This is a genomic window from Streptomyces sp. NBC_00178, assembly GCF_036206005.1.
In the GTDB taxonomy this organism is placed as follows: Bacteria; Actinomycetota; Actinomycetes; order Streptomycetales; family Streptomycetaceae; genus Streptomyces.
In genome coordinates this window covers 6,838,705-6,861,188 of sequence record NZ_CP108143.1, presented here as the reverse complement: position 1 = coordinate 6,861,188, position 22,484 = coordinate 6,838,705, and the positions used below count along the sequence as shown (strand labels likewise).

Genomic DNA, 22,484 nt, shown 5'->3' with positions numbered 1-22,484 from the left:
GGCCGATGTCAGTGGGCGGGCGCACACTTGGCCCCGGGGGTCGTCACCGGTGAGAGGCGGGGTATGGGCGAGGCACAGGAGCGGGTGTTCGAGGCGGCGACCGGGGACGGCCCGGTGGCGCCGGACCCGAAGGGCACCCGCACCGGGGAGGTGCGGACAGCGTTCGAAGGGATGCTCCAGATCAGGCGTCTGACCCGCAGCACCTGCGCGGACCCCGAAGGGGCGCCGGCCCCGTGGGAGCTCCACCGGCCGCTGCGGGCCGTGGCGTTGGCACTGGAGGCTGCCGGGACAACCCCGTCCGCGGTCGGACCGTCCGGCGAGCGGACGGCGACGGGCTATCGCGTGCGCGAGAACGACCGGCCCGGCTCCGTGCGGGTGGAGTGGGTCGGCCCCCCGGGCAGCGGAGCGGCGCACGACGAGGGAGAGGCACTGGCCGGCTGCGCCGAGGTGCTGCGGCGGCTCGGCTGGACGGCCTTGCTCTACCGGGGGCCACGCAAGCGACGCTTCCTCGAAGTGGAACCGCCGTCCGCCGTCCGCGCGTGACCGGCCGGCCCGTACGGCGGGCCTGCGTTGAAGCTCCTGTAGCTGGTCAAGCCCGTGGGCGAGGTCCGCAGGATGCGCTCGTGGCGGGGTTCGACGAGGTCAGGAGGACGTTCTGGGGCGAGGGGCGCTACGGGGTTCAGCCGCCGTTGACCGACGCGCTTGTTCAGGATGCCGAGCGTCAGCTCGATGTCCGCCTGCCGACTTCCGGACATGTGTCGAAGGGCTGGCTGCAGCCTCGTCGATCGGCTCCGATCCCACGACCGGCAGTCTGCGAGCAGACTGATCCGGCTGTGGAACGGGGGTCCACTACAGGGGGTCGGCGACTCGACAAGGCGCAGATCAAGCGATGGTCACGTGACCGACACGCAGGCCACGGATCCGGGAGACGTGTGTTCGCCGCACCAGCGTCAGACCCCCCGCCCGACGCCGCCTTCGGCCTCGTTGTCAGACCCATGGGGGATGCTTGACGGTCCGACACCTCTGACCGGGAGATGCTGAGATGCACGAGACAGAAGTGGCCGCTGCCCAGGCCTACATCCGCTTACTGGCCGCCACCCGCGCCGCGCTCGCCGACCCGGCCGACGGTCCGCTGTACATGCCGCTGCTCGCCTCGCCGATGGAAGAGGCGGACGAGGCCCTGCACAGCGCCGGGCTCGCGGGTAACGAGGACAGGTTCTTCGCTCTCGTCCGGAAACTGCAGCCGAGCCTGACCGGTTCGGATCGCTGACGGGTCCCGGCGGCGGCCCCGCTCCTTTCAGGGGGCGGGGCCGGGCGCGGGTCCCCTACTGACCGGTGTACATGAGGGAACCGGGTGTGGTGAGCCGTTCCCCGGTCTCCAGCCAGGTCTTCAGGCCGGAGAGGATCATCGGCCAACCGCCGTACAGCTCGTCGTTGGCGCCTTCACGCAGTTCGTCGTGGGTGACGGTGAGGCGGCAGGAGTCGCCGACGGGCTCGATCTCCCACGTGACGCGGGTGGCGCCCTCGTTCCTCACGTCGTCGCTCCAGAGCGCCACCATGCTCTGGACCAGTCTGCGCGGCGGGTCGACCTCCAGGTTCCGGCCTTCTCCGAGCGGTCCGGGCGCACCGGGTGCGCCCATCTCGAAGGTCGACCCCTCGGTCCAGTCCGAGGTGATGCGTGCCCCGAAGTTGTACTGGCTTCTGATCTCGGGGTCGGTGATCGCCTCCCAGAGGCGTTCGGGCGTGGTGCGGATGTAGATCTCGAAGACCTTCTCCATGGGATTCTCCAGTCGACTCTTGAGGTCGCTGAGCCCGGCGGCCCAGGCCTCCGCGTACTTGCTCACCCACCGGTCGTGGACGAGTCGGATGGGCACCGGGTTCAGGAAGTGGAGCTTCTCCCGGCCCCGCCTCCGCGTGACGACCAGTCCCGCCGCCTCCAGCAGCCTGAGGTGCTTCATCACGGCGAATCGCGTGATCTCGAAGCGGGCCTCCAGCGCACCCAGTGTCTGCCCGTCCTCACGGAACAGCTCGTCGAGCAGTTCGCGCCGCGTGGGATCCGCCAGAGCCTTGAACACTGCGTCCATCCGTCCAAAATATGTGACCTTTTGGTCACCTGTCAATCGGAGCGAGACCCCGAGGCCCCCGGACCAGGCGCGATGAATTGATTCAAATCAGGAAGAAACTTGCTCAGCAGCTTGACTAGCAGCGAGGCCCAAACCTAGCGTACGTTCTGGATGAAACGATTCACATCCCGATCCTGACCGGTCGCCGGATGACTCTGCTTACGAGGTGTTCATGTCTGATGTGTCGGCCGTCACGGCAGCTCTGAAGTCTCAGGTCATCGAGACGCCGTCCTGGGGTTACGGCAACTCCGGTACGCGCTTCAAGGTCTTCGCCCAGCCCGGGGTCCCCCGCGACCCGTTCGAGAAGCTGGCGGACGCAGCGCAGGTGCACGCCCACACCGGCGTGGCTCCGAAGGTCTCGCTGCACATCCCCTGGGACAGGGTCGACGACTACGCGGAGCTGACCCGGTACGCCGAAGGGCTGGGGCTGCGCATCGGCGCGATCAACTCCAACGTCTTCCAGGACGACGACTTCAAGCTGGGCTCGGTCACCCATCCCGACGCGAAGGTCCGGCGCAAGGCGACCGATCACCTGCTCGAGTGCGTGGACATCATGGACGCCACCGGCTCGCCCGACCTCAAGCTGTGGTTCTCGGACGGCACCAACTATCCGGGCCAGGACGACATCGTGGGGCGCCAGGACCGGCTGGCCGAGGCGCTGGCCGAGGTCTACGCACGTCTCGGCGCCGACCAGCGGATGCTGCTGGAGTACAAGCTCTTCGAGCCCGCCTTCTACACCACCGACGTCCCGGACTGGGGCACCTCGTACGCGCACTGCCTGAAGCTGGGCCCGAAGGCCCAGGTGGTCGTGGACACCGGGCACCATGCGCCCGGCACCAACATCGAGTTCATCGTCGCCTTCCTCCTGCGGGAGGGGAAGCTCGGCGCGTTCGACTTCAACTCCCGCTTCTACGCCGACGACGACCTCATGGCCGGGGCGGCGGATCCCTTCCAGCTGTTCCGGATCATGCACGAGGTGGTCAAGAACGGCGGTTTCCGGCCTGAGACCAACGTCAACTTCATGCTCGACCAGTGCCACAACATCGAGGCCAAGATCCCCGCCGTCATCCGCTCGGTCACCAACGTGCAGGAGGCGACCGCGAAGGCGCTGCTGGTCGATGCCGAGGCGCTGGCCTCGGCGCAGCGGTCCGGTGACGTCCTCGCGTCCAACGGTGTGCTGATGGACGCGTTCAACACTGATGTCCGTCCGCTGCTCGCTGACGTACGTGAGGAACTCGGCCTGGCCCGGGACCCGTTCGCCGCCTACCTGGCCTCCGGCAACCAGGAGCGCATCGCCGCCGACCGTGTCGGGGGCCGACAGGCCGGCTGGGGTGCCTGAGTCCCGCTCGCTGCCTTCCCGCACCCGCCGCCCGTCCCGTCTTCCGAAGGAAACCTCATGACGTCCGCGACGCACTCCGAAGTCGCCGCGCTCCTGGAGCGCGCCCACCGGATCGGCTCCGATCCCCGCAACACCAACTACGCCGGTGGCAACGCATCGGCCAAGGCGACGGCCACCGACCCCGTCACCGGCGGCGAGGCCGAGCTCCTGTGGGTCAAGGGATCGGGCGGCGACCTCGGGACACTGACCGAGGCCGGTCTCGCCGTGCTCCGGCTCGACCGCGTGCGGGCGCTCAAGGCCGTCTACCCGGGGGTGGAACGCGAGGACGAAATGGTCCAGGCGTTCGACTACTGCCTGCACGGGAAGGGCGGCGCCGCTCCGTCCATCGACACCGCGATGCACGCGCTGGTCGAGGCGGCCCACGTCGATCACCTGCACCCGGATTCCGGCATCGCCCTGGCGTGCGCCGCGGACGGCGAGAAGCTGACGGCCGACTGCTTCGGCGACAAGGTCGCCTGGGTGGGGTGGCGCCGGCCCGGCTTCCAGCTCGGACTCGACATCGCCGCCGTGAAGGAAGCGAACCCGCAGGCCGTGGGCGTCATCCTGGGCGGGCACGGCATCACCGCCTGGGGCGTCACCTCGCAGGAATGCGAGCGCAACGCCCTCTGGATGATCCGTACGGCGGAGAAGTTCCTCCAGGAACAGGGCAGGCCCGAACCCTTCGGCCCCGTACTGGAGGGGCGGGAGGCCCTGGACGAGCAGACCCGCCGGGAGCGGGCCGCCGCGCTCGCCCCGGTGATCCGGGGCCTTGCCTCCACGGACCGCCCGCAGGTCGGGCACTTCACCGACGCGGCGCCGGTGCTGGACTTCCTCTCGCGTGCGGAGCACCCCAGGCTGGCCGCCCTCGGCACCTCCTGTCCGGACCACTTCCTCCGTACGAAGGTGAGCCCCCTCGTCCTCGACCTGCCGGCGGATGCCCCTCTGGAGGAGGCGGTGGCGCGGTTGCAGGTGCTCCACGGGGAGTACCGGGAGGCGTACAAGGCGTACTACGACCGTCACGCCTCGCCGGACTCACCCGCGATGCGCGGGGCGGACCCCGCCGTCGTGCTGGTGCCCGGTGTCGGGATGTTCTCGTACGGCAAGGACAAGCAGACGGCCCGGGTCGCCGCGGAGTTCTACCTCAACGCCGTCAACGTGATGCGGGGCGCCGAGTCCGTCTCCTCCTACGCGCCCATCGAGGAGTCCGAGAAGTTCCGGATCGAGTACTGGGATCTGGAGGAGGCGAAACTCCGCCGCATGCCGAAGCCGAAGGCGCTGGCCACCCGGGTCGCGCTGGTCACGGGCGCCGGGTCGGGCATCGGCAAGGCCATCGCGCACCGGCTGGTCGCGGAAGGCGCCTGCGTCGTCGTGGCCGATCTGAACGGCGAGAACGCCGCCGCCGTGGCGGAGGAACTAGGAGGCGCGGACAGGGCCGTCGCCGTGACGGTCGACGTCACCGCCGAGGAGCAGATCGCCGACGCCTTCAAGGCCGCGGCCCTCGCCTTCGGCGGGGTCGACCTGGTCGTCAACAACGCCGGCATCTCCATCTCCAAGCCGCTCCTGGAGACGACGGCCCGGGACTGGGACCTGCAGCACGACATCATGGCTCGGGGCTCGTTCCTCGTCTCGCGCGAGGCCGCACGGGTCATGACGGCGCAGGGGTTCGGCGGCGACATCGTGTACATCGCGTCGAAGAACGCCGTGTTCGCCGGCCCGAACAACATCGCCTACTCAGCCACGAAGGCGGACCAGGCACACCAGGTCCGCCTGCTGGCGGCCGAGTTGGGCGAGCACGGCATCCGGGTCAACGGCGTGAATCCGGACGGGGTGGTGCGTGGCTCCGGCATCTTCGCTGCGGGCTGGGGAGCCCAGCGCGCGGCGACGTACGGCATCGAGGAGGAGAAGCTGGGCGAGTTCTACGCCCAGCGGACGATCCTCAAGCGCGAGGTGCTGCCGGAGCACGTCGCCAACGCGGTCTTCGCCCTGACGGGCGGGGAGCTGACCCACACCACCGGCCTGCATGTTCCCGTCGACGCCGGTGTGGCGGCGGCCTTCCTGCGCTGAGCCGGTGTCACCCTGCCGCGCCCCGGTGCCTGTCCGACGGCATCCGGGGCGCGGCTTCCGTTCGGATCGGATGAGAGTTCCATGTCTGCGACTTCACGACACGACCCGGTCTTCGCCGCGGTGGACCTGGGGGCCACCAGCGGCCGGGTGATCACCGGCAGGGTCGGAGCCGACGAAGTGGTGCTGACCGAGGCACATCGCTTCGCCAACACCCCCGTGCGGCTTCCCGATGGGCTGCGCTGGGACGTACTCGCCCTGTACCAGGGCGTGCTGGACGGGTTGCGCGCCGCGGCACGCACCGGTCCCGTGGCCTCCGTGGGCATCGACACCTGGGCGGTCGACTACGGCCTCCTGGATTCCGACGGGACGCTGCTCGGGGTCCCGTTCCACTACCGCGACGGGCGCAACGCGCCCGCCGCCGAGCAGGTGCTCGCGCACGTCGGTGCCCAGGAACTGTACGCGATCGGCGGACTGCAGCACCTGCCGTTCAACACCGTCTTCCAGCTCGCCGCGCACCGGGCCACCGCCCAGTGGGAGGCGGCCCGCACGATCCTCCTGATGCCCGACCTGCTGGTGTACTGGCTGACCGGGACCGTGGGCGCCGAGGTGACCAACGCGTCGACGACCGGGCTGTTCGACGCACGATCCGGCACCTGGTCCGACGCGCTGATCCGGCGGCTCCGCCTGGACCGGTCGCTGTTTCCGCCCCTTCGTGAGCCGGGTGAGCCTGCGGGCACCCTGCTGCCCCACGTCGCCGAGCTCACCGGACTCCCCCACGGCACGCCGGTGACGACGGTCGCGTCGCACGACACCGCGTCGGCGATCGCCGCGGTACCGGCCGCCGAACCGGGGTTCGCGTACGTGTCGTGCGGCACCTGGTCGTTGGCGGGTCTCGAACTGGACGCGCCGGTGCTCACCGAGGCGTCGAGGGCGGCGAACTTCACCAACGAGCGCGGGATCGACGGAACGGTGCGCTATCTCCGCAACATCATGGGCATGTGGCTGCTGGAGGAATGCCGGCGTACGTGGGGACGGGACGGTGCGGCCACGTCGCTGCCGGATCTGCTCGCGGACGCGGCGCGGGCCCGCCCGTTCGCCGCGGTCGTCGACCCCGACGACCCCGTCTTCCTCGCGCCGGGTGACATGCCCGCACGGATCGACACCGCTCTCACCCGGACCGGGCAGGACCTGCCGGAAGGCCGGGGCGGTTATGTGCGATGCGTGCTCGAGAGCCTGGCGCTGGCACACCGCAGGACGCTGCGCGACGCGGCCCGGCTGGCGGACCGGGACCTGACCCGGATCCACCTGGTCGGGGGCGGCTCGCGCAACGAGCTGCTGTGCCAGTGGACGGCCGACGCGACCGGTCTGCCGGTCACCGCGGGACCGGCCGAGGCGACCGCGCTCGGCAACGTGCTGCTCCAGGCCCGGGCGCACGGCCTGGTGGGCGGACGCGCTGACATGCGGCGGCTGGTGGCCGGCACCCAGGAACTGCGCCACTACGCCCCGCAGGGGAACATCGCGGCCTGGGACTCGGCAGCCGAGCGGCTGCCCGTACGTGTGGGGGCGCGCTGACCGCACGCTCCCAGGGTGATGGGTCGGGGGACGCGTCCGAGCCGACGGACAAGGCGTGCGTGTCCATGGCGACGGGCCGGGTAGTGCGCGTCAGCATCACTGGACAGGGCGGACATCGTCCACGACGACAGGTCGGGGGGGACGCGTCCGAGGTGGCCGGTCGGCGGCACGGCTGACCGGCTCTCGGCCCGGCTCTCCGCCGTCGCCTGTGTCACCTCGGCTGCCGCGGTCCGAAGCGCGTGGCCCCCGCCCGGGACGCCACGCGCTTCGGACCGCCGCGCAGGTCAGGGTGCGGACAGGCCGAGTTCCTGGTCGCCCAGCGGCTCGAAGTGGGCGGCCACGTCGTCCTCGGTGACGTCTCCGAGGGCTGCGGGGTTCCACCGCGGACTGCGGTCCTTGTCGACGATCCGGGCCCGAACGCCCTCCACCAGGTCGGGTCCCGCGAACGCCCGGCAGGAGACACGGAACTCCTGGTCGAGAGCGGCTTCGAGGCTGTTCAGGCGCTTCGCCCGGCGCACGGCGGCCAGGGTCACCTTGAGAGCCGTGGGCGACACGGTGTGCAGGATTCCGGCGGCCTCCTTGGCCGCGGGCAGTCCGCAGTCCGTCAGCCGGTCGATGATCTCCTCCACCGTGTCCGCCGCGTAGCAGTCGTCGATCCACTCGCGCTGGGTCGCCAGCTCCCCCTCCGGTGCATCCGTGGCATGCCGGTGGACCGCTTCCGTGACCTCGTCGGGTGTGCCGCACCGCGAAAGCGCCTCGGTGACGCCGGCGAGCCCGTGCGACGGGACGAAGTGGTCCGCCAGCCCGCACAGGAGGGCGTCGGCCGCGCCCACGGCACGCCCGGTGAGCGCCAGGTGCGTGCCCAGCTCGCCCGGAGCCCGGGACAGCAGGTAGGTGCCGCCTACATCCGGGACGAATCCGATGCCGGTCTCCGGCATGGCGACACGTGAGCGCTCGGTGACGACGCGTACGCCGCCGTGCGCCGACACCCCGACCCCGCCCCCCATCACGATCCCGTCCATGAGGGCGACGTACGGCTTCGGGAACCGGGCGATCCGCGCGTTGAGCCGGTACTCGTCCCGCCAGAAGTCCACGGAGGCGCGACGACCCGCGCGGGCGTCCTCGTAGATCGACCGGATGTCACCGCCCGCGCAGAGGCCGCGGTCACCGGCGCCCCTGATGACGACGGCGACGACCGCGTCGTCGTCGGCCGCGCCGCTGAGCGCGTCGTCGATGTGGCGCACCATGGTGTGGGTGAGCGCGTTCAGTGCGCGGGGGCGGTTGAGGGTGATGTGCCGTACGCGGCCCTCGGTGTGCAGCAGGACTGGCTCGTCGTCGTTCATGTATGTGCGCTCCGGTCAGCCGTGGACGATCTCTGCGTGCCATTCTGCGACGGCCGGCGCCGCGCTCACGCGCCGGGTCTCCGGTGAAACCGCTGTGGCACTCACGCACCACGGGCTCGACAATTGATTTCTACGGGCCGCGACGTCCGGCAGCCCCGCCGGACAACCTCCGGAGCGCGCATGACCGACTCTTCACGGCGAGCAGACGACTCCACGTCGCGGCTCCGCTTCGACGGGCGCCACGCCGGCGAGACGGGGACCGAGGAGCGTCTGGCCCTGAACCGTACGGGCAGCTTCGAATGGGACCTGGACGCCAGGACGCTGGACATCGACGACTCGGGCCTCCTGGTCTTCGGCCTCGACCCCGCGACGTTCGACGCGCGCCCTTCGACGGTGATCGAGCGGCTGGACGCCACGGAACGAGCCCGTCTCGACCTCGCCATCGAGGAGGCCATCACCGGCGGGAGCGGTTCCTACAGCATCCACTTCCAGGTGCCGCTCGAGGACGGGACCCTCCAGTGGACGCATGTGCAGGCGCGGATTCTTCGGGACGAGGACGGCCGGGCCCACCGCGTCATCGGCGTGGTGCGGGACGCGACGGCCGAGATCACCCATTCGGCCTTCGTGCTGGATCTCGAGAAGCGGCGCAGGCGCCAGACCAACATCGTCGAGAGCACCACCACCGCCCTGTCACGCGCGGTCACCGTGGACGACGTCACCGCCGCGCTCACCGGCCCGGGCGGCCTGGTGGGGATCGGTGCGGACGGGCTGGCCCTGGGCCTGGTGGACAACTCCGCGCTCCGGATCATCGCGCTGAGCGGAGACTCGGTCGAGGTGTTGGAGGGGCTGGGCTCGGGGCAGCTGGACGCCACGCTCCCCCTCGGCGACACGATTCTCAGCGGACGCCCCCGGTTCATCACGTCGCTCGCTTCGCTGATCCAGCGCTACCCGGTGCTCCGGCCGCACGTCGGTCAACTGAACTTCCGCGCCGCCGCCTACCTCCCCCTGGTCGCCCAGGCGCGCCCCCTGGGCGGCCTCGCCCTCTTCTACCGGGATCGCACGGTGTTCAGCCAGGACGAACGCATCCTCTGCCTGGGCCTGGCCGCCATCGTCGCCCAGTCACTGCAGAGGGCCATCCTCTTCGACGAGGAACGTGAATTCGCGACCGGTCTCCAGTCGGCCATGCTTCCGCGCCGCATCCAGGAGATCGAGGGCGGGGAGATCGCGGTGCGCTACCACGCGGCGTGGAGCGGACGCGAGGTCGGAGGCGACTGGTACGACGTGATCACTCTCCCCAGGAACCGGTACGGCGTCGTGGTGGGTGACGTCCAGGGCCACGACACGCACGCCGCCGCGATCATGGGCCAGCTGCGCATCGCGCTGCGTGCGTACGCGGCCGAGGGGCATCCCCCGGCGACCGTGCTGGCGCGGGCCTCGCGGTTCCTCTCCGAGCTGGACACCGACCGGTTCGCCACCTGCACGTACGCCCAGGTGGACCTCGCGACGGGCGCGGTGCGCGTGGCTCGCGCGGGCCACTTCGGGCCGCTCATCAGACACACCGACGGGAGAGTGGGCGTCCCGCAGGTACGCGGAGGGCTGCCCCTCGGCATCTCGTCGGAGTTCTGGGACGAGGAGTTCCCGGAGACGCGCCTCGACCTGGTGCCGGGCGAGACCTTCGTCCTCTACACGGACGGGCTTGTGGAGGAACCCGGTGCTGATGTGGATTCAGGCATCGCGGCACTGATCCACGAGGTGAGTGAGGGACCCGACGGCGCCGAGGCGCTGGCCGACCATCTGTCGGACCGGTTGTGGGAACGCTGGGGCTCCGGGGACGACGTGGCTCTGCTGGTCCTGAGGCGCAGCCCCGACCTGGGATCCCCACGGGCCCCGCGGCTTCATCAGTACATCCACCAGGCTGATCCCGAGGGACTCTCGGAGGCCCGGTCCATCGTGCGCCAGGCGCTGGCGGACTGGGGGCTCGCGGTGCTCGCGGACGACGCGGTGCTGGTCACCGGCGAGTTGCTGGTCAACGTCCTGCTGCACACGGAGGGCGGGGCGGTGCTCACGCTGGAGGTCCTTCCCGAGCCGGTGCGGCGGATCAGGCTGTCGGTCCAGGACCGCTCGAGCGTATGGCCGCGGCGCCGCGCTCCTGGAGAGACCTCGACCACGGGGCGCGGTCTGCTGCTCCTCGACGCGGTGGCCGAGCGCTGGGGCATCGAACCTCGCGGGGAGGGCAAGGCCGTCTGGTGCGAGATCGGTCAGCAGCCGGAATTCTGACCGGCGCCTGGAGCGGCCGCCTCTGCCTCCGCCTCCTCCAACGGAACGCGCCGGGGGGGGGGAACGCACAAAGGACGCAACGCGGCAGAGTACGCAACCGAAACGAGGCGCACCGCATAAGGAACGCAACGCGAATCGAGGCGCAACGCACAGGGAACGCGACGCGAATCGAGGCGCAACGTGTGAGGGACGCGACGCGAAACGGGGCGGACGCGCGACGGGGGCGTACCGCATCGGAATCGATGCGGTACGCCCCCGTCCGGCCCCAGGCATGAAGACCCCTGTGACCGTGGTGCTGAAGTTCGTCAGTTCTGCGCGGTGCGGCGCTTGCGGACGGACCACAGGATGCCACCGCCGGCGAGCAGAACCGCGAGAGCGGCTCCACCGATGACGGGCGTGGCGGACGACGAACCGGTCTCGGCCAGGTCCGGCGCGGTGCTGCTGGACTCGGCCGGGGCCGGCGCGGCCTCAGTGGCGGTCTCACTCGGCGTGGCGCTCGGCTCGGGCGTCTCGCTGGCCGACGGCTCGGTGGCCGGCGGCTCGGTGGGCGCGCTCTCGGTCGGCGTCGGCGACGGGGTGGTGCCCTCGCAGACGGGGGCCTGCTTCGTCTCGTCGACCGAGTACTTGTCGTTGTCGCCGGCCTTGACGACCAGGCGGACAGTCAGCTCCTTGTCGTGCGCGGGAAGCTGCAGCGGAGCGTCGGTGCTGAAGCTACGGCCGAACTTGGTCGTCGCGAGCAGCTCCTTGCCGTCCACCACGGAAACGGTCACCTCGTTGGTGACCTTGTCCGAGTAGGCGGTCAGGTTGAGCGTCACCTCGGAGCAGGTCACGGCCCAGGTGGGGGTGTGTGCTGCGGCCGGTGCGGCGGAGAGGACTCCACCTGCCAGGCCGACAACCGCAGCGGCCGCGACTACTCCCGCGCCCCGCAACGATCTCCTGGGTATGGTCATGGATTCTTCCTCCATATGAGTTCATCGCTGATTAGCGATGGGGCGCACAGTACTGCCCCGCGCAACTGTCTGCGCACTCGCCCCATGCATCACCGACTTCTCAACGTCACCCAAATCGCCGCCACTTGCGACATGCCGGACACGGCGGAATCCGGACGATGCCATTCCGAACAGAGCGGCGTCACGCGCGGACGACTCGAACGACACCCATGGAGCGCCCCGGCAATCGGTCTGCCAGGTGGCGAAATCAGCGTGGTTCAGGCGTCGTTTCGTCACGTTTAGGAAGGAATTCAACGCCTCGACGGAAAGAGACCCCACACATGCGCCGAAGATGGCTTGAAGCCACCGGGGCGAGCGGCTCGTGGAATGCCGATCGGGAGGGACATCAGAGCGCCTTGTGCATGATGTGGAGTCCCACGTACCCCTGCTGAGGATGGTTGAATCCTTCGGGAAGGGTTCCGATGACCTCGAAACCCAGGGAACGGTAGAGACGTACCGCGTGGACGTTCGTCTCCACCACGGCGTTGAACTGCATCGCCCGGTAGCCCGCCGCGCGGGCCCAGTCCACCGTGTACGTGCAGAGCGCCCGGCCCACGCCCTTGCCGGAGTGTTCGGGGGCGACCATGTAGCTGGCGCTGGCGATGTGCGAACCGTTCCCCATGTGGTTCCGGTTCATCTTGGCCGTACCGAGGACCGTCCCGCTGTCATCGACCGCGACGACCGTACGGGCCGGCTCCGCCAGGAGCCACCACCCGCTGGCCTCGTCCTTGGCCTGCTCCGCGGCCAGTTCGAGCGGAAAGGTGAACGTCTCGCCCGCGGCGACGATGTCACTGAAGAACGGCCAGATGGCGGGCCAGTCCTCGTCGGTGGCTTCTCTGATCAACATGCGTGCCAAGATGCCCGCACGGGCGTCGGCAGGCAAACCTTTTAACGCTCTTCACCGCACGGCGCTCCCCCACCCGATCCGGGCGAGGATCCTCCGTCCGCGACCAGGGCCCGGAAGAGGGGCGGTGGTTGTTCCTCGCGGCGGATCCCACGATGGCCTTCGAGGGACGGGTGCCCCGGCCCGCCGCGGTGGTGTACGACCCCTTCACCGGGTTCAGCAGATCGACGTCGTGCCCTGAACTCGTCCGCACGCGGTCGCGCTGCCGTCGAGACCGCTGGTCGGCGTCGCGGCACGAGTCCTCACCCGGGCGAGGCGCCGGCCGGACGTCCCGGGCCCGGTCGAGCTCCAGCGTCAGATTGACGCGGCGCCAGAGGATCTCGTCCGGATCGTCGGCGAGCGTCAACCGCGCCATGACCTCCCTGCCTGAAACGGAACCAGGCTGCCCGAAAGCGGATGCGTGCTGCATGCGGGTTAGGTAGGCACGCTCGTAGGGGTCGTCGACCACCTCGGCGAGCTGCACCGGGTCCAGAGCGGACGCCTCCAGCGCCGCCCGGACCCAGGGGTCGCGGGTCTGCTTGAGAAGCCTGTCGATCCTGCGTGTGCGCCAGTTGCGCGCACGCCGGTCGGTGCCCGAGTCGAGTATGGCCCGCATCCCCGCCGGGATCCTTCCCACGAGGAGACCCGGCTCCTGCGCGGCGAACGCCACGAGCTCCCCGACGAGATAGACCCAGACCACCGCGCGGTAGCGGTTCAGGTAGAAGGCCACGGGCGAGACGCACCCGATGCGCGCGAGCCCGGTGAACCGGACCTGAGTGATTCCGAGCAGCGACGCACCCTCCGCCGTGCCCACTGTCCGCACCTTCTCCCGCAATGCGGCGGGAAATCCCGGCTGTGCGCGGAGGCGCTCGATCTCCTGCACACAGACCCGCGGCCGCCCGCCACCGGTGACCTGCCCGGTGGCGATCAGTCCCAGATGGACGGCGAGATCGAATTCGCCCCGTCTGAGAGCCAGTTCCTGTGCCGCCCGTGCCGCCGGCACCCATGTCGGCTGCGCACCGTCCGCGGTGCCGCCGCGAGCGTCTTCCGAAACGGTCATGGCCGCCCTCCCCCTTGAGATCGAATACTCTGCGTGACCACGCTAGCGGGGGGAGCCGGATCGCGCGTGAGCCTGTGGACAACTCCGGTCGACCCGAGAAAGGCGCAGATCAGAAGCGGTGCATGCTCTCGGTCTCATGTCGTGTCGTCACACCGAGGTGCTCGCCCACCCGGTTGACCATCAACGTCATCTCGTAGGCCACCTGACCGACGTCGGCATCCGCCGCGCTCAGCACGCACAGGCAACTGCCGTCCCCCGCCGCCGTGACGAAGAGCATCGCCTCGTCGAACTCCACCATGGTCTGGCGGGCTCTTCCCGCTCCGAAGTGGCGTCCCGAGCCTCTGGCCAGACTCTGCAGGCCGGACGAGACCGCCGCCAGGTGCTCCGCGTCCTCGCGCGCGAGACTGGTGCTGGCCCCGGTCACCAGCCCGTCGTTGGACAGCACGAGGGCGTGTTCTATGTGCTCCACCCGGCTGGTGAGCTCGTCGAGAAGCCAGTCGAGTCCCCGGTCCAGCGCCATGTGCTCGTCCTCCCCGTTCATCGTGTCCCCGCGTCCTGCGCAAGCCTCGCGTACGGCTTCCCTGCGGGCAAGCGCCCCTGAGCCCCGGGGGTGCGGCTTCGCGCCACGGCCGGTCCGCCCGTCCCCGCGACCGGCCTGGGGCGCGCCACCGGGGTCCGGGGGCGCACCCGCCCGCCCCGGCGCAACACGGACAGCTTCCAGATGTCCGCACGCCCCCAGCGCACAACGGGGCTGGCCCGCGCGCCCGCAGGGGTCCGGGCGTCACTCCGGCCCGGACCCCTGCCCGACCGATTCGAGCAGCCGGGCGGTGTGCACACGGCCGGCATACTCGACCATGCGGATCAGCACCTCCTTGCCGGAGTCGCGGTCGCGGGCGTCGCACAGGACCACGGGGGTGCCCCGGTCGAGGTCGAGGGCACGCGCGATGTCCTCCTCGCCGTAGGTCCGGGCTCCGGTGAAGCAGTTGACGGCGACCACGAAGGGGATGCGGCGGTGCTCGAAGTAGTCGACGGCCGGGAAGCAGTCCTCGAGCCTCCGTGTGTCGGCGAGGACGACGGCCCCGAGGGCACCCTGCGACAGTTCGTCCCAGAGGAACCAGAACCTGTCCTGCCCGGGGGTGCCGAACAGGTACAGGGACAGGCCGGAGCGGATGGTGATCCGTCCGAAGTCCATGGCGACGGTCGTGGTGGTCTTCCGGTCGACCCCGTCGGTGTCGTCGACGGACTGTCCTGCCTCGCTGAGGAGTTCCTCGGTCCGCAGCGGCCGGATCTCGCTGACCGCACCGACCAGGGTGGTCTTGCCGACGCCGAATCCGCCGGCGACCAATATCTTGAGGGCGAGGGCTGTGGAGTCCCCGGCTTCTTCCCCCACCGTGCTGTCCACGTGCTCGGAGGCCATCGATCACTTCTCTCGCGAGTGCCGTCAGTAGGGGCGACAGCATGACGTCCAGGGGCTGCCGCCGATGAGGATGAGCGGAATTCGACTTACCTGTCCGGGTCGCTTCGGCCCTGTCCGAACCGGGTCGCATCTCTGCCGTCGTGTGGGCTGCGGATGACCACGACGTGTGCGGTCACAGCGCCCTGAGGCCGTCGATCACCTCACGCAGGATGCGCTCGTCGGGCAACTGCGCGGGCGGCACGGGCCTGCTGATCCGCACGCACCCGGCTTCGAGCAGATCACCGAGGAGCACGCGCACCACGCCCACGGGGAGGTCGGCGACGGCGGAGAGTTCCGCCACCGACTGGGTCTCCTCGTGACACAGCACCAGCAGGGCCCGGTGTTCGGGGCCGAGGAGCGAGTCCCCCCGGACCGCACCCGAACCGTCCGCCACCACCAGGGCTATCAGGTCGAAACGCACCCCGCTGGGACCCGGCTCGGTCCGTCCTCCGGTGACCGCGTAGGGCCGCACCAGGGGACCGGCCTCGGCGTCGTACCACTGGCTGCCCGCCGGCGTGCCGTGCGCACCGGCGGGTGGGGCGCCCCGTGAGGTGGCGGACCACCCGCCGGGTGGCGCGGCCGTCGCTGTGCGGGGAGCACCACCCCGCGAGGCTCCGTACCCCTCGCCGGGCAGTGCCCGGTGGCCGCCGCGCGGCCCCGCCCCGGCCCCGTCCGTCCGCATCCGGCCGGCCTCAGCCCGTGGCCGGGGGGCCGGCGAGCCGCGCCGGGCTGGCGAGGTGCTCGCCGACCCGCTTGACCAGGCGGGCCATCTCGTACGCCACGAGGCCGATGTCGGCGAAGGCGGTGCCGAGCACGGTGAGGCACGAACCGTCCCCCGCCGCCACGACGAACAGATAGCCCTCGTCCATCTCGACCATGGTCTGGCGGACGCCGCCCGCACGGAAGTGCCGCCCGGCTCCCTTCGCGAGGCTGTGGAAGCCCGAGGCGACGGCCGCCAGGTGTTCGGCGTCCTCACGGCTCAGGTCCTGTGACGCCCCGACCGCCAGACCGTCACCCGACAGGACGACGGCGTGCCGGATCTCCGCGATCCGCGCGACGAGGTCGTCGAGCAGCCAGTCGAGTTCGCCGGAGCGGCGCGAGGACCTTCCGGGCCTCTCGTTCACGATCATCTCTCGTCTCCTTCGGTGTGCTGCCGGAACGGTGATACGGGCCTTCCGGCCGTGCGGTCCCGGTGGTTGCTCCCGGGTGCGGCACCGCCACCACGGAGCCAGCCGTCGCGGTAGGCGGTCATGCGATCGCGGGCCTGTTCGGGACTTCGTCCGGCCGGGGACTCGGTCCCACCGGGCTCGGCCCCGGGCTGCTCGCGCAGCTGGGGCACGAGGCTGGCCTGCCGGACGCGTCGCGGGAGCTCGCCGTCCTCGTCGACGGCGCGCACCCGCCGCTGCGGCGTGGTCAGCGGAGCGGGGCCGGTCCGCGGCCCGGACGGCGCCCGGGGTTCGAGGGCCGGAACGGCGACGGGGGCCGGAAAGGCGGAGGGTTCCGCATGAGGCCGGAGAGGAGCCGTGCCTCTGGGGCCGTCGTCGTCCCTCGCCACCGTCGTCCTCTCGGCCCCGATGTCCGCGGGACCCGCCGCCGAGCCCTGCGGCAGCCCGCCCTGGAGCAGCGCGGTCGGCAGGAGGACCACGGCGGTCGTACCCCCGTATGCGGACGGGCGCAGCTGGACCTTGATGTGATGACGGGCCGAAAGCCTGCTGACCACGAACAGGCCGAGCCGGTCGCTGTCGACGAGATCGAGCGTCTCGGACTGCTCGATGCGCCGGTTCGCCTCTTCGAGCAGTTCCTCCCCCATGCCGAGCCCACGGTCCTCGACCTCCAGGGCGTATCCGTTGCCTACGGGCTCCCCGGTGATCCGGACCTTGGTGTGCGGCGGCGAGAACTGGGCGGCGTTCTCTACGAGTTCGGCGAGGAGGTGGGTGAGGTCGGCCACCGCCGCGCCCTTCACCGCGGCCGCGGGCAGCGAGCGCACCTCCACGCGGGCGTAGTCCTCGATCTCCGACACGGCCGCGCGCACCACGTTGGTGAGGGGTACGGGCATCCGCCAGGCACGCCCGGGGGCGGCCCCGGACAGGATGATCAGGCTCTCGGCGTGCCGCCTCATGCGGGTCGTCAGGTGGTCGAGACGGAAGAGGTCGCCGAGCTCCCCCGGGTCGTCGGCCCGGCGCTCCATGCCGTCGAGGAGGGCGAGTTGGCGGTGCACGAGGACCTGACTGCGGCGGGCCAGGTTGACGAACACCCCGGAGATCCCGCCGGCCAGCTCCGCTCGCTCCACCGCGGCGTCGAGGGCGGCACGGTGCACGGTCCCGAGGGCTTCACCCACCTGCCCGATCTCGTCGTGCGACGGACGGCCCCGCGGCGCTTCGGCCCCTACGTCGATCTCCTCACCGGCCCGCAGTCGCCGCATGGCCTCGGGCAGCTTGCGCCGCGCAATGTCCAGCGCGCCGTCCCGCAGGCCGACGAGCTCGACGACGAGCGCGCGCCCGATCCGTACGGAGATGGCCAGTGAGGCGACGACGGCGAGGAACCCCAGGAGAACGGCCGCACCTGCCGGGCTCGACAGGGCGCGCGTGAAGGCGCCGGCCCCGTCGGCGGGTGGGCCGCCCGCCTCGGTGGCGATGGCGTGCATGCCGCTGCGCACCTCGGACGCGTCGCGCTCCCACGCGGCCGCCGACACCGCCTTCGCCGCGCGCCGGCCGGGAGGCGCACTCAGGACGGCGTCCTCGGCCGCCGTCATCCGCCGGTACGCGGCCTGCCCGGACAGCTTTCGCCATTCCCGGCGTCCGGCGGACGGCAGGTCGGCACCCGCCGCCTCGGCCAGGGTCCGGCGTGTCGCCACCGAGCCGGTGAACAGGCGGAGGTGCTCTCCGCCGAGTGTTCCGGTCAGACCGGCCTGCGCCACCAGGGCTTCCTCGCGGGCGAGCATCTCCTCGCTGCGGGCGAGTTCCAGCAGGACACGGGTCTCCGAACCGAGTTCGGCGTCCTGGACCCCGGTCAGGGCACCGGCGACGCCGAAGCCCGCGGCGATGGTCTCGGTGTACGGCGTGAAGGCGTCCGCTGCCCGGGCCTCCTTGCGGCCTGTGGGGTCGATGACGCCGGTACGCACCGCGGACAACTGCCGGACCTGGTCCAGGAAGACGGTGAGCCGGGCGGCGGCCCCGGAGGACAGCACTCCGGCGTCGGCCACGGTGTGCCCCTCTCCCAGACTCAGCGCTCCCAGCGCGGCGTCGGTGCGCTCGGCGCGCTGCTGGAGCGCTGCCGCGTGCCCGGTACCGGGGGCCGCCAGCTGCCGCAGCGCCGCGGTGCGCTCGTCCTGCAGGGCGCCGACGACCCTGGCGACCGGAACGCGCACGGTGCTGTCCATGCGCTGGATCTCACGGGACCGTGCCAGATCCTGTGCGGTGGTGACGGTGGCGAAGCCCCAGAGGGCGAGGAGCGACACGACCGGGACCATGAGCAGGGAGATGATCTTGGCCCGAACCGTACGGGGGCGCAGGGAAGCACCCGTCGTCCCGGGCCCGGTGGCCGCCGTCGGCTCGGGGGGCTCGTCCGCGGGCCGGCCGGCGTGTGCGCGCCGTCCGCGTGGCGGTGTCGCGGGCCGGCCGGTGTCCGGACCCGGCTCCGGGTTCGTCGGGCGGGGTGTGCGCATGGCCTCCTCGTTCCGGGTGGAGAGGTCGGGAGCGGATCGCCTCGGGCGACCGGTGGGCGGGTACGGACTGCCGGGGTGCGGTCAGGGGGCGGCCGCCGTGGGCCGTTCGGCGACGGACTCGTCGAAGCCGGCGGTGCGCGGCGGCTGTTCGCGGGCAGCCGGTGAGAGGGCGACGAACGCCGAGGTGAGGAAGAGGTACGACCCCAGGCCGACCGCGAGAGGAAAGATGAACTGCATGACCGTGGCTCCGGGGAGCTCCGACACCGACGGGGCGACGCGGACGCCGACCGCCAGCATGCCCGTGTAGTGCATGCTGCTCACCGCCGCTCCCATGACCAGCGACGCGATGGCCACCGCTCCGGGCGACTTGATGTGGAGGGCCGCCCAGAGCGCCGCGGTGGCCGCGACGACGGCGATGGCGACGGAGACCGTCACCAGCAGGGGGTCGAAGACGACGGTCCCGTGGAGCCGGAGTGCAGCCATGCCGAGGTAGTGCATGCTCGCGACGCCGAGTCCGGTGGTGAGCCCGCCGACGAGGAGGGGGCCGGGCCGGTCGCGGCCGTAGCCCACGGTGAAGACTCCGGCGCCCACGACGAGCATGGCGACCAGCAGACTGAGCAGGGTGAGCGGTACGTCGTACCGGATGTCCGTGCCGGTGACCCCGAAGCCGAGCATGGCGACGAAGTGCATCGTCCAGATGCCCGTGCCGATCGCGGAAGCCGCCGTGAGCAGCCAGTTCCGCCGTGAGCGCCCGCTGGTGCCGAGTGCGCGCACGGTGCAGCGCAGTCCGAGCGCGGCGCCGATGCATGCCATCGCGTACGACAGCACGGGGGTCAGCCAGCCGAAGGTGGCGTGGTCCAGGTGTCCCATGAACCGGGGACGCTAGTCCTCCCGAGGGCGCACGCCCGGGTCTCATTTCGAAAGGTGCTGAAATATGACAACGAAATGTTCCAGGGCGATCGCGCGACGTTCGAACATGCGCGCCGCTACGGATCGTTTCGTTCGGCTGCCTCGTGCGCGATCATGTCCGCATGGCCGACGACCACACACACGTGCAGGAGTTCTTCACCGTCCGGGCAGCGGACTGGGACAGCCGTTTCCCCGACGACGGCCCGGCCTACGCCGCCGCCGTAGGTGAGCTCGGCCTGCGACCGGGCGACGCCGTGCTCGACGCGGGCTGCGGTACGGGGCGGGCCCTCCCCGCACTGCGTGCCGAGGTGGGACCGGGCGGCACGGTGCTGGGGGCCGATCTGACGCCCGCCATGCTGCGGGCTGCGGCGCGCGCGGGCCGGGCGGCGAGCGGGGCACTGCTCCTGGCCGACGTCGCACGGCTCCCCCTGCGCTCCGCGAGCCTCGACGGGGTGTTCGCCGCGGGGCTGATCGCGCACTTCGCGGATCCGGGGCGGGGGCTCACGGAGCTGGCCCGTGCGGTACGTCCGGGTGGCCGGCTCGCCCTGTTCCATCCCATCGGGCGGGCAGCACTGGCCGCCCGGCACGGACGCACGCTCTCGGACGACGACCTACGCGCCGAACCGCGCCTCGCGCCTCTCCTGGCGGACGCCGGGTGGCGTCTGGAGTCGTACACCGACGAGGACGACCGCTTCCTCGCGCTGGCCGTACGCACCGCCTGAACAGGCGCCGCCCGCGGCCACCGCTCTCACTCGGGCGGTGCGACCGGTGGCCGGACGGGGACCACGGGACAGCCCCGCAGTCCCGGCGTGGGGAAGGTGCCGAGCAGGGCCACCTCGTAGCCGTTCGGGTACCCCTTGATCTCAGGGTTCTGCCGGGCGTGGTGGGCGACGGTGCGCGGCGGCATCAGGCGTACGGCGCGGGCTCTCAGGCGCAGCGCCCCTCGGGTCAGACCACGGGCCAGGGTGCCGGGCCGCTCGTACCGGAACGCCCGCAGCAGCGTGTCGTCGAGCAGGGCGAGAGTGGCCCCGCGCACGACGGGAGCGAGCGGGCGCGGGTACCAGGTGCCCACCAGGGCGAGCGTCGCGTCGGAGACCCGGCGCGCGCCGTCGTCCCAGCCGAAGTGCGCGTCCTCGTAGGCATCGAGGACGCGCTCGAAGTCGTCGTAGGTCTGCGGCAGTTCCCGGATGCCCATGCGGGCGCCGAGCGTCCGGTAGTACGCGGCGAACGCCTGCTTCTCGTGTCCGGACAGCGGGCGCCAGCCGTAGGCGTCGAGCCAGCGTTTGGGGGTGACGACGAAGGTGCACAGCACGTAGCGCATGTCGTCGTCGCCGATGTCGTAACTGCGGTGCATGCGGTTGATCCGCCGGACGGCCGTGCGCCCGGGCCCGCTGTCGAAGCCGTGCTCCACGATGGTGTCCAGGAGGAGCGAGGTGTCGTCGTACCTCTTCTGCGAACGCTCCGTCAGTTCCCCGGTCTCCGCCAGGAGCCGGCCGATGCTGGGGACGGCGTAGGTGCGGTAGAGGGCGAGTTCGAGGGCCCTGGTGATGTCCCAGGGGAACTCGTAGGTGACGGTGAGGCGGTAGATCTCCAGGAAGTCCCGCTCCGGATCAAGACGCCGGATCGCGGCAAGGCGTTCGTACCGGTTCACCCTGCAGTCCCCTCGTCGGCCCACGCGGGAACCCTATGGGTGCCGGGCAGCCCGCCGCCAGGGCACGAGGGTGTCGCGGCGTGTCCCCTCCCGGCCCGGGGAGGGAGGAGGGTGGCCGTTCCCGCTTGTCAGGGCCTCGACGACAGGGTTACCGGGTGGTTAAGGTGCGGGCCGACGGACCAAGCGACGAGGGATGAGGGTGGGTGCTGTGACAGGGACGGACGACACGGTCGCCGATGATGACGCACTGTTCGTGCTGACGGCGGTGCTGCTGACCCCCGCGCAGTACCCCAGCGTGCTCGGCGACGACTACGTGGCCGCGTGCGCGGAGCTCGGGCTCGAACCTTATGCCGAGGGCTACGGGCTCGTGCTGGGTCAGGACAGCGGGGGTGCCCGCTGGACGGTTGTCGTCGACGACGTGTCGCTGGTGGCCGTCGCCATCGCCTCGTGGGACTGCGGGATGGAGTACGACCTGTCCCCCGACGACCGCACGGTGGTCTGCGCCCTGCCGGGCTGGCCGCTCGCACTGGCGGTGGCCGCCCCCGGCGTGCCCGAACCGCACGACCCGGATCCGGACCCCGAGGCTGAAGGGCCCGCGGCGCTGACGCCCCCGGACACGGACACCTGGGGGGCTCCGCAGAGGCGGCTGGGAGCGGACGAGATAGCCCTGCAGTGGTCGGCCTGGCGGGACCAGATCGACGACGACACCGCCTTCGGCCGCCGCCCCGCCGAGCCCGAGGCGTCCGGCGGGGCTCCTGCCGCGGAGGGCACGGCCGGGGACGTTGCGGCCGATGACGACGCGGACCCCACCGGCGCCGAGGGCGGACAGCACCCCGGCGTACGGGCGGCGCTGGAGGCGGCTCGCGCCTACGTCGTCTCCCCGCCCCCGCCCGGCCGGATCCGGTCCGCCTTCGCTCCCGGCGGGGCGCGCACCCTGCGCGTCGACGGGCCAGGCTGGTCCCTGGTCGCCAGGACCGACGACATCGCGTTCGTCCTGCTGGACGAGGAACCGGGCGAGATCATGACCGTGGGGCGCGGCCCGGAACTTCCGGGGCTGCTGAAGTCGCTCGACGAACTCGCTGTCCGGCCGAACTGACAGGCGGACAGCGGGCCCC

At 71.3% G+C, this 22,484-nt stretch carries 20 protein-coding genes; 8 read left to right on the top strand and 12 right to left on the bottom strand.

Annotated elements, in window-relative coordinates:
• Nucleotides 1–63 precede the first annotated feature (63 nt).
• A complete protein-coding gene (locus tag OHT61_RS30135) occupies nucleotides 64–543 on the top strand; it encodes a hypothetical protein (protein WP_329042539.1) in 480 nt (159 codons plus the stop codon).
• A 499-nt stretch (nucleotides 544–1,042) separates the two neighbouring features.
• Nucleotides 1,043–1,270, top strand: a complete 228-nt coding sequence (locus OHT61_RS30130; RefSeq protein WP_329042538.1) for a hypothetical protein — start codon at nucleotides 1,043–1,045, stop codon at nucleotides 1,268–1,270.
• Between the two features lie 55 nt (nucleotides 1,271–1,325).
• Here OHT61_RS30130 and OHT61_RS30125 read toward each other — a convergent pair whose 3' ends face one another.
• Nucleotides 1,326–2,084: an ArsR/SmtB family transcription factor gene (locus OHT61_RS30125; protein WP_329042537.1), complete on the bottom strand. Its 759-nt coding sequence runs from the start codon at nucleotides 2,082–2,084 to the stop codon at nucleotides 1,326–1,328.
• A gap of 211 nt (nucleotides 2,085–2,295) precedes the next feature.
• Between OHT61_RS30125 and rhaI the strand changes: the two genes are divergently transcribed.
• The 3 genes from rhaI to OHT61_RS30110 all read left to right on the top strand — a co-directional run bounded on the left by rhaI (nucleotide 2,296) and on the right by OHT61_RS30110 (nucleotide 7,137).
• A complete protein-coding gene (gene rhaI / locus OHT61_RS30120) occupies nucleotides 2,296–3,462 on the top strand; it encodes an L-rhamnose isomerase (protein ID WP_329042535.1) in 1,167 nt (388 codons plus the stop codon).
• Between the two features lie 57 nt (nucleotides 3,463–3,519).
• Nucleotides 3,520–5,565: a bifunctional aldolase/short-chain dehydrogenase gene (locus OHT61_RS30115; protein WP_329042534.1), complete on the top strand. Its 2,046-nt coding sequence runs from the start codon at nucleotides 3,520–3,522 to the stop codon at nucleotides 5,563–5,565.
• A gap of 81 nt (nucleotides 5,566–5,646) precedes the next feature.
• Complete coding sequence (locus OHT61_RS30110; protein ID WP_329042532.1) at nucleotides 5,647–7,137, top strand: rhamnulokinase; 1,491 nt, start codon at nucleotides 5,647–5,649, stop codon at nucleotides 7,135–7,137.
• Nucleotides 7,138–7,421: 284 nt separating this feature from the next.
• On the opposite strand, the gene OHT61_RS30105 is transcribed toward OHT61_RS30110, so the two are convergent.
• Nucleotides 7,422–8,480, bottom strand: coding sequence for an enoyl-CoA hydratase/isomerase family protein (locus OHT61_RS30105; RefSeq protein WP_329042531.1), 1,059 nt, complete (start codon nucleotides 8,478–8,480; stop codon nucleotides 7,422–7,424).
• Nucleotides 8,481–8,660: 180 nt separating this feature from the next.
• Between OHT61_RS30105 and OHT61_RS30100 the strand changes: the two genes are divergently transcribed.
• Complete coding sequence (locus tag OHT61_RS30100; protein WP_329042530.1) at nucleotides 8,661–10,757, top strand: SpoIIE family protein phosphatase; 2,097 nt, start codon at nucleotides 8,661–8,663, stop codon at nucleotides 10,755–10,757.
• A gap of 305 nt (nucleotides 10,758–11,062) precedes the next feature.
• On the opposite strand, the gene OHT61_RS30095 is transcribed toward OHT61_RS30100, so the two are convergent.
• The 9 genes from OHT61_RS30095 to OHT61_RS30055 all read right to left on the bottom strand — a co-directional run bounded on the left by OHT61_RS30095 (nucleotide 11,063) and on the right by OHT61_RS30055 (nucleotide 19,679).
• Complete coding sequence (locus OHT61_RS30095) at nucleotides 11,063–11,707, bottom strand: LAETG motif-containing sortase-dependent surface protein (protein ID WP_329042529.1); 645 nt, start codon at nucleotides 11,705–11,707, stop codon at nucleotides 11,063–11,065.
• Nucleotides 11,708–12,092: 385 nt separating this feature from the next.
• Complete coding sequence (locus tag OHT61_RS30090) at nucleotides 12,093–12,593, bottom strand: GNAT family N-acetyltransferase (RefSeq protein WP_329042527.1); 501 nt, start codon at nucleotides 12,591–12,593, stop codon at nucleotides 12,093–12,095.
• On the bottom strand, nucleotides 12,535–13,689 hold the full coding sequence (locus tag OHT61_RS30085; protein WP_329042525.1) for a DUF6397 family protein: 1,155 nt from the start codon (nucleotides 13,687–13,689) through the stop codon (nucleotides 12,535–12,537). The genes OHT61_RS30090 and OHT61_RS30085 overlap by 59 nt, the downstream gene beginning before the upstream one ends.
• A gap of 109 nt (nucleotides 13,690–13,798) precedes the next feature.
• Nucleotides 13,799–14,209: a roadblock/LC7 domain-containing protein gene (locus tag OHT61_RS30080; RefSeq protein ID WP_329043439.1), complete on the bottom strand. Its 411-nt coding sequence runs from the start codon at nucleotides 14,207–14,209 to the stop codon at nucleotides 13,799–13,801.
• Between the two features lie 261 nt (nucleotides 14,210–14,470).
• Nucleotides 14,471–15,106: a GTP-binding protein gene (locus OHT61_RS30075; RefSeq protein WP_329042523.1), complete on the bottom strand. Its 636-nt coding sequence runs from the start codon at nucleotides 15,104–15,106 to the stop codon at nucleotides 14,471–14,473.
• A 172-nt stretch (nucleotides 15,107–15,278) separates the two neighbouring features.
• Nucleotides 15,279–15,620: a DUF742 domain-containing protein gene (locus OHT61_RS30070; RefSeq protein ID WP_329043437.1), complete on the bottom strand. Its 342-nt coding sequence runs from the start codon at nucleotides 15,618–15,620 to the stop codon at nucleotides 15,279–15,281.
• Nucleotides 15,621–15,837: 217 nt separating this feature from the next.
• Nucleotides 15,838–16,275 carry a roadblock/LC7 domain-containing protein gene (locus tag OHT61_RS30065; protein WP_329042522.1) on the bottom strand — a complete coding sequence of 146 codons (438 nt, stop codon included), beginning with the start codon at nucleotides 16,273–16,275 and terminating at the stop codon, nucleotides 15,838–15,840.
• Nucleotides 16,272–18,809 (bottom strand): sensor histidine kinase, encoded by a 2,538-nt coding sequence (locus OHT61_RS30060; RefSeq protein ID WP_329042520.1) that lies wholly within the window; start codon nucleotides 18,807–18,809, stop codon nucleotides 16,272–16,274. Before OHT61_RS30060 ends, OHT61_RS30065 begins: the two co-directional genes overlap by 4 nt.
• An 81-nt stretch (nucleotides 18,810–18,890) precedes the next feature.
• A complete protein-coding gene (locus OHT61_RS30055) occupies nucleotides 18,891–19,679 on the bottom strand; it encodes an MHYT domain-containing protein (RefSeq protein ID WP_329042518.1) in 789 nt (262 codons plus the stop codon).
• Between the two features lie 161 nt (nucleotides 19,680–19,840).
• Here OHT61_RS30055 and OHT61_RS30050 point away from each other — a divergent pair, with 161 nt between their 5' ends.
• Nucleotides 19,841–20,440: a class I SAM-dependent methyltransferase gene (locus OHT61_RS30050; protein WP_329042516.1), complete on the top strand. Its 600-nt coding sequence runs from the start codon at nucleotides 19,841–19,843 to the stop codon at nucleotides 20,438–20,440.
• Between the two features lie 26 nt (nucleotides 20,441–20,466).
• Here the strand turns inward: OHT61_RS30050 and OHT61_RS30045 are convergent, their stop codons facing one another.
• The gene (locus OHT61_RS30045; RefSeq protein WP_329042514.1) at nucleotides 20,467–21,369 is read right to left on the bottom strand and encodes an oxygenase MpaB family protein; all 903 of its coding nucleotides are present in this window, start codon (nucleotides 21,367–21,369) and stop codon (nucleotides 20,467–20,469) included.
• A gap of 208 nt (nucleotides 21,370–21,577) precedes the next feature.
• Here OHT61_RS30045 and OHT61_RS30040 point away from each other — a divergent pair, with 208 nt between their 5' ends.
• Complete coding sequence (locus tag OHT61_RS30040; RefSeq protein ID WP_329042513.1) at nucleotides 21,578–22,465, top strand: hypothetical protein; 888 nt, start codon at nucleotides 21,578–21,580, stop codon at nucleotides 22,463–22,465.
• Nucleotides 22,466–22,484 lie beyond the last annotated feature (19 nt).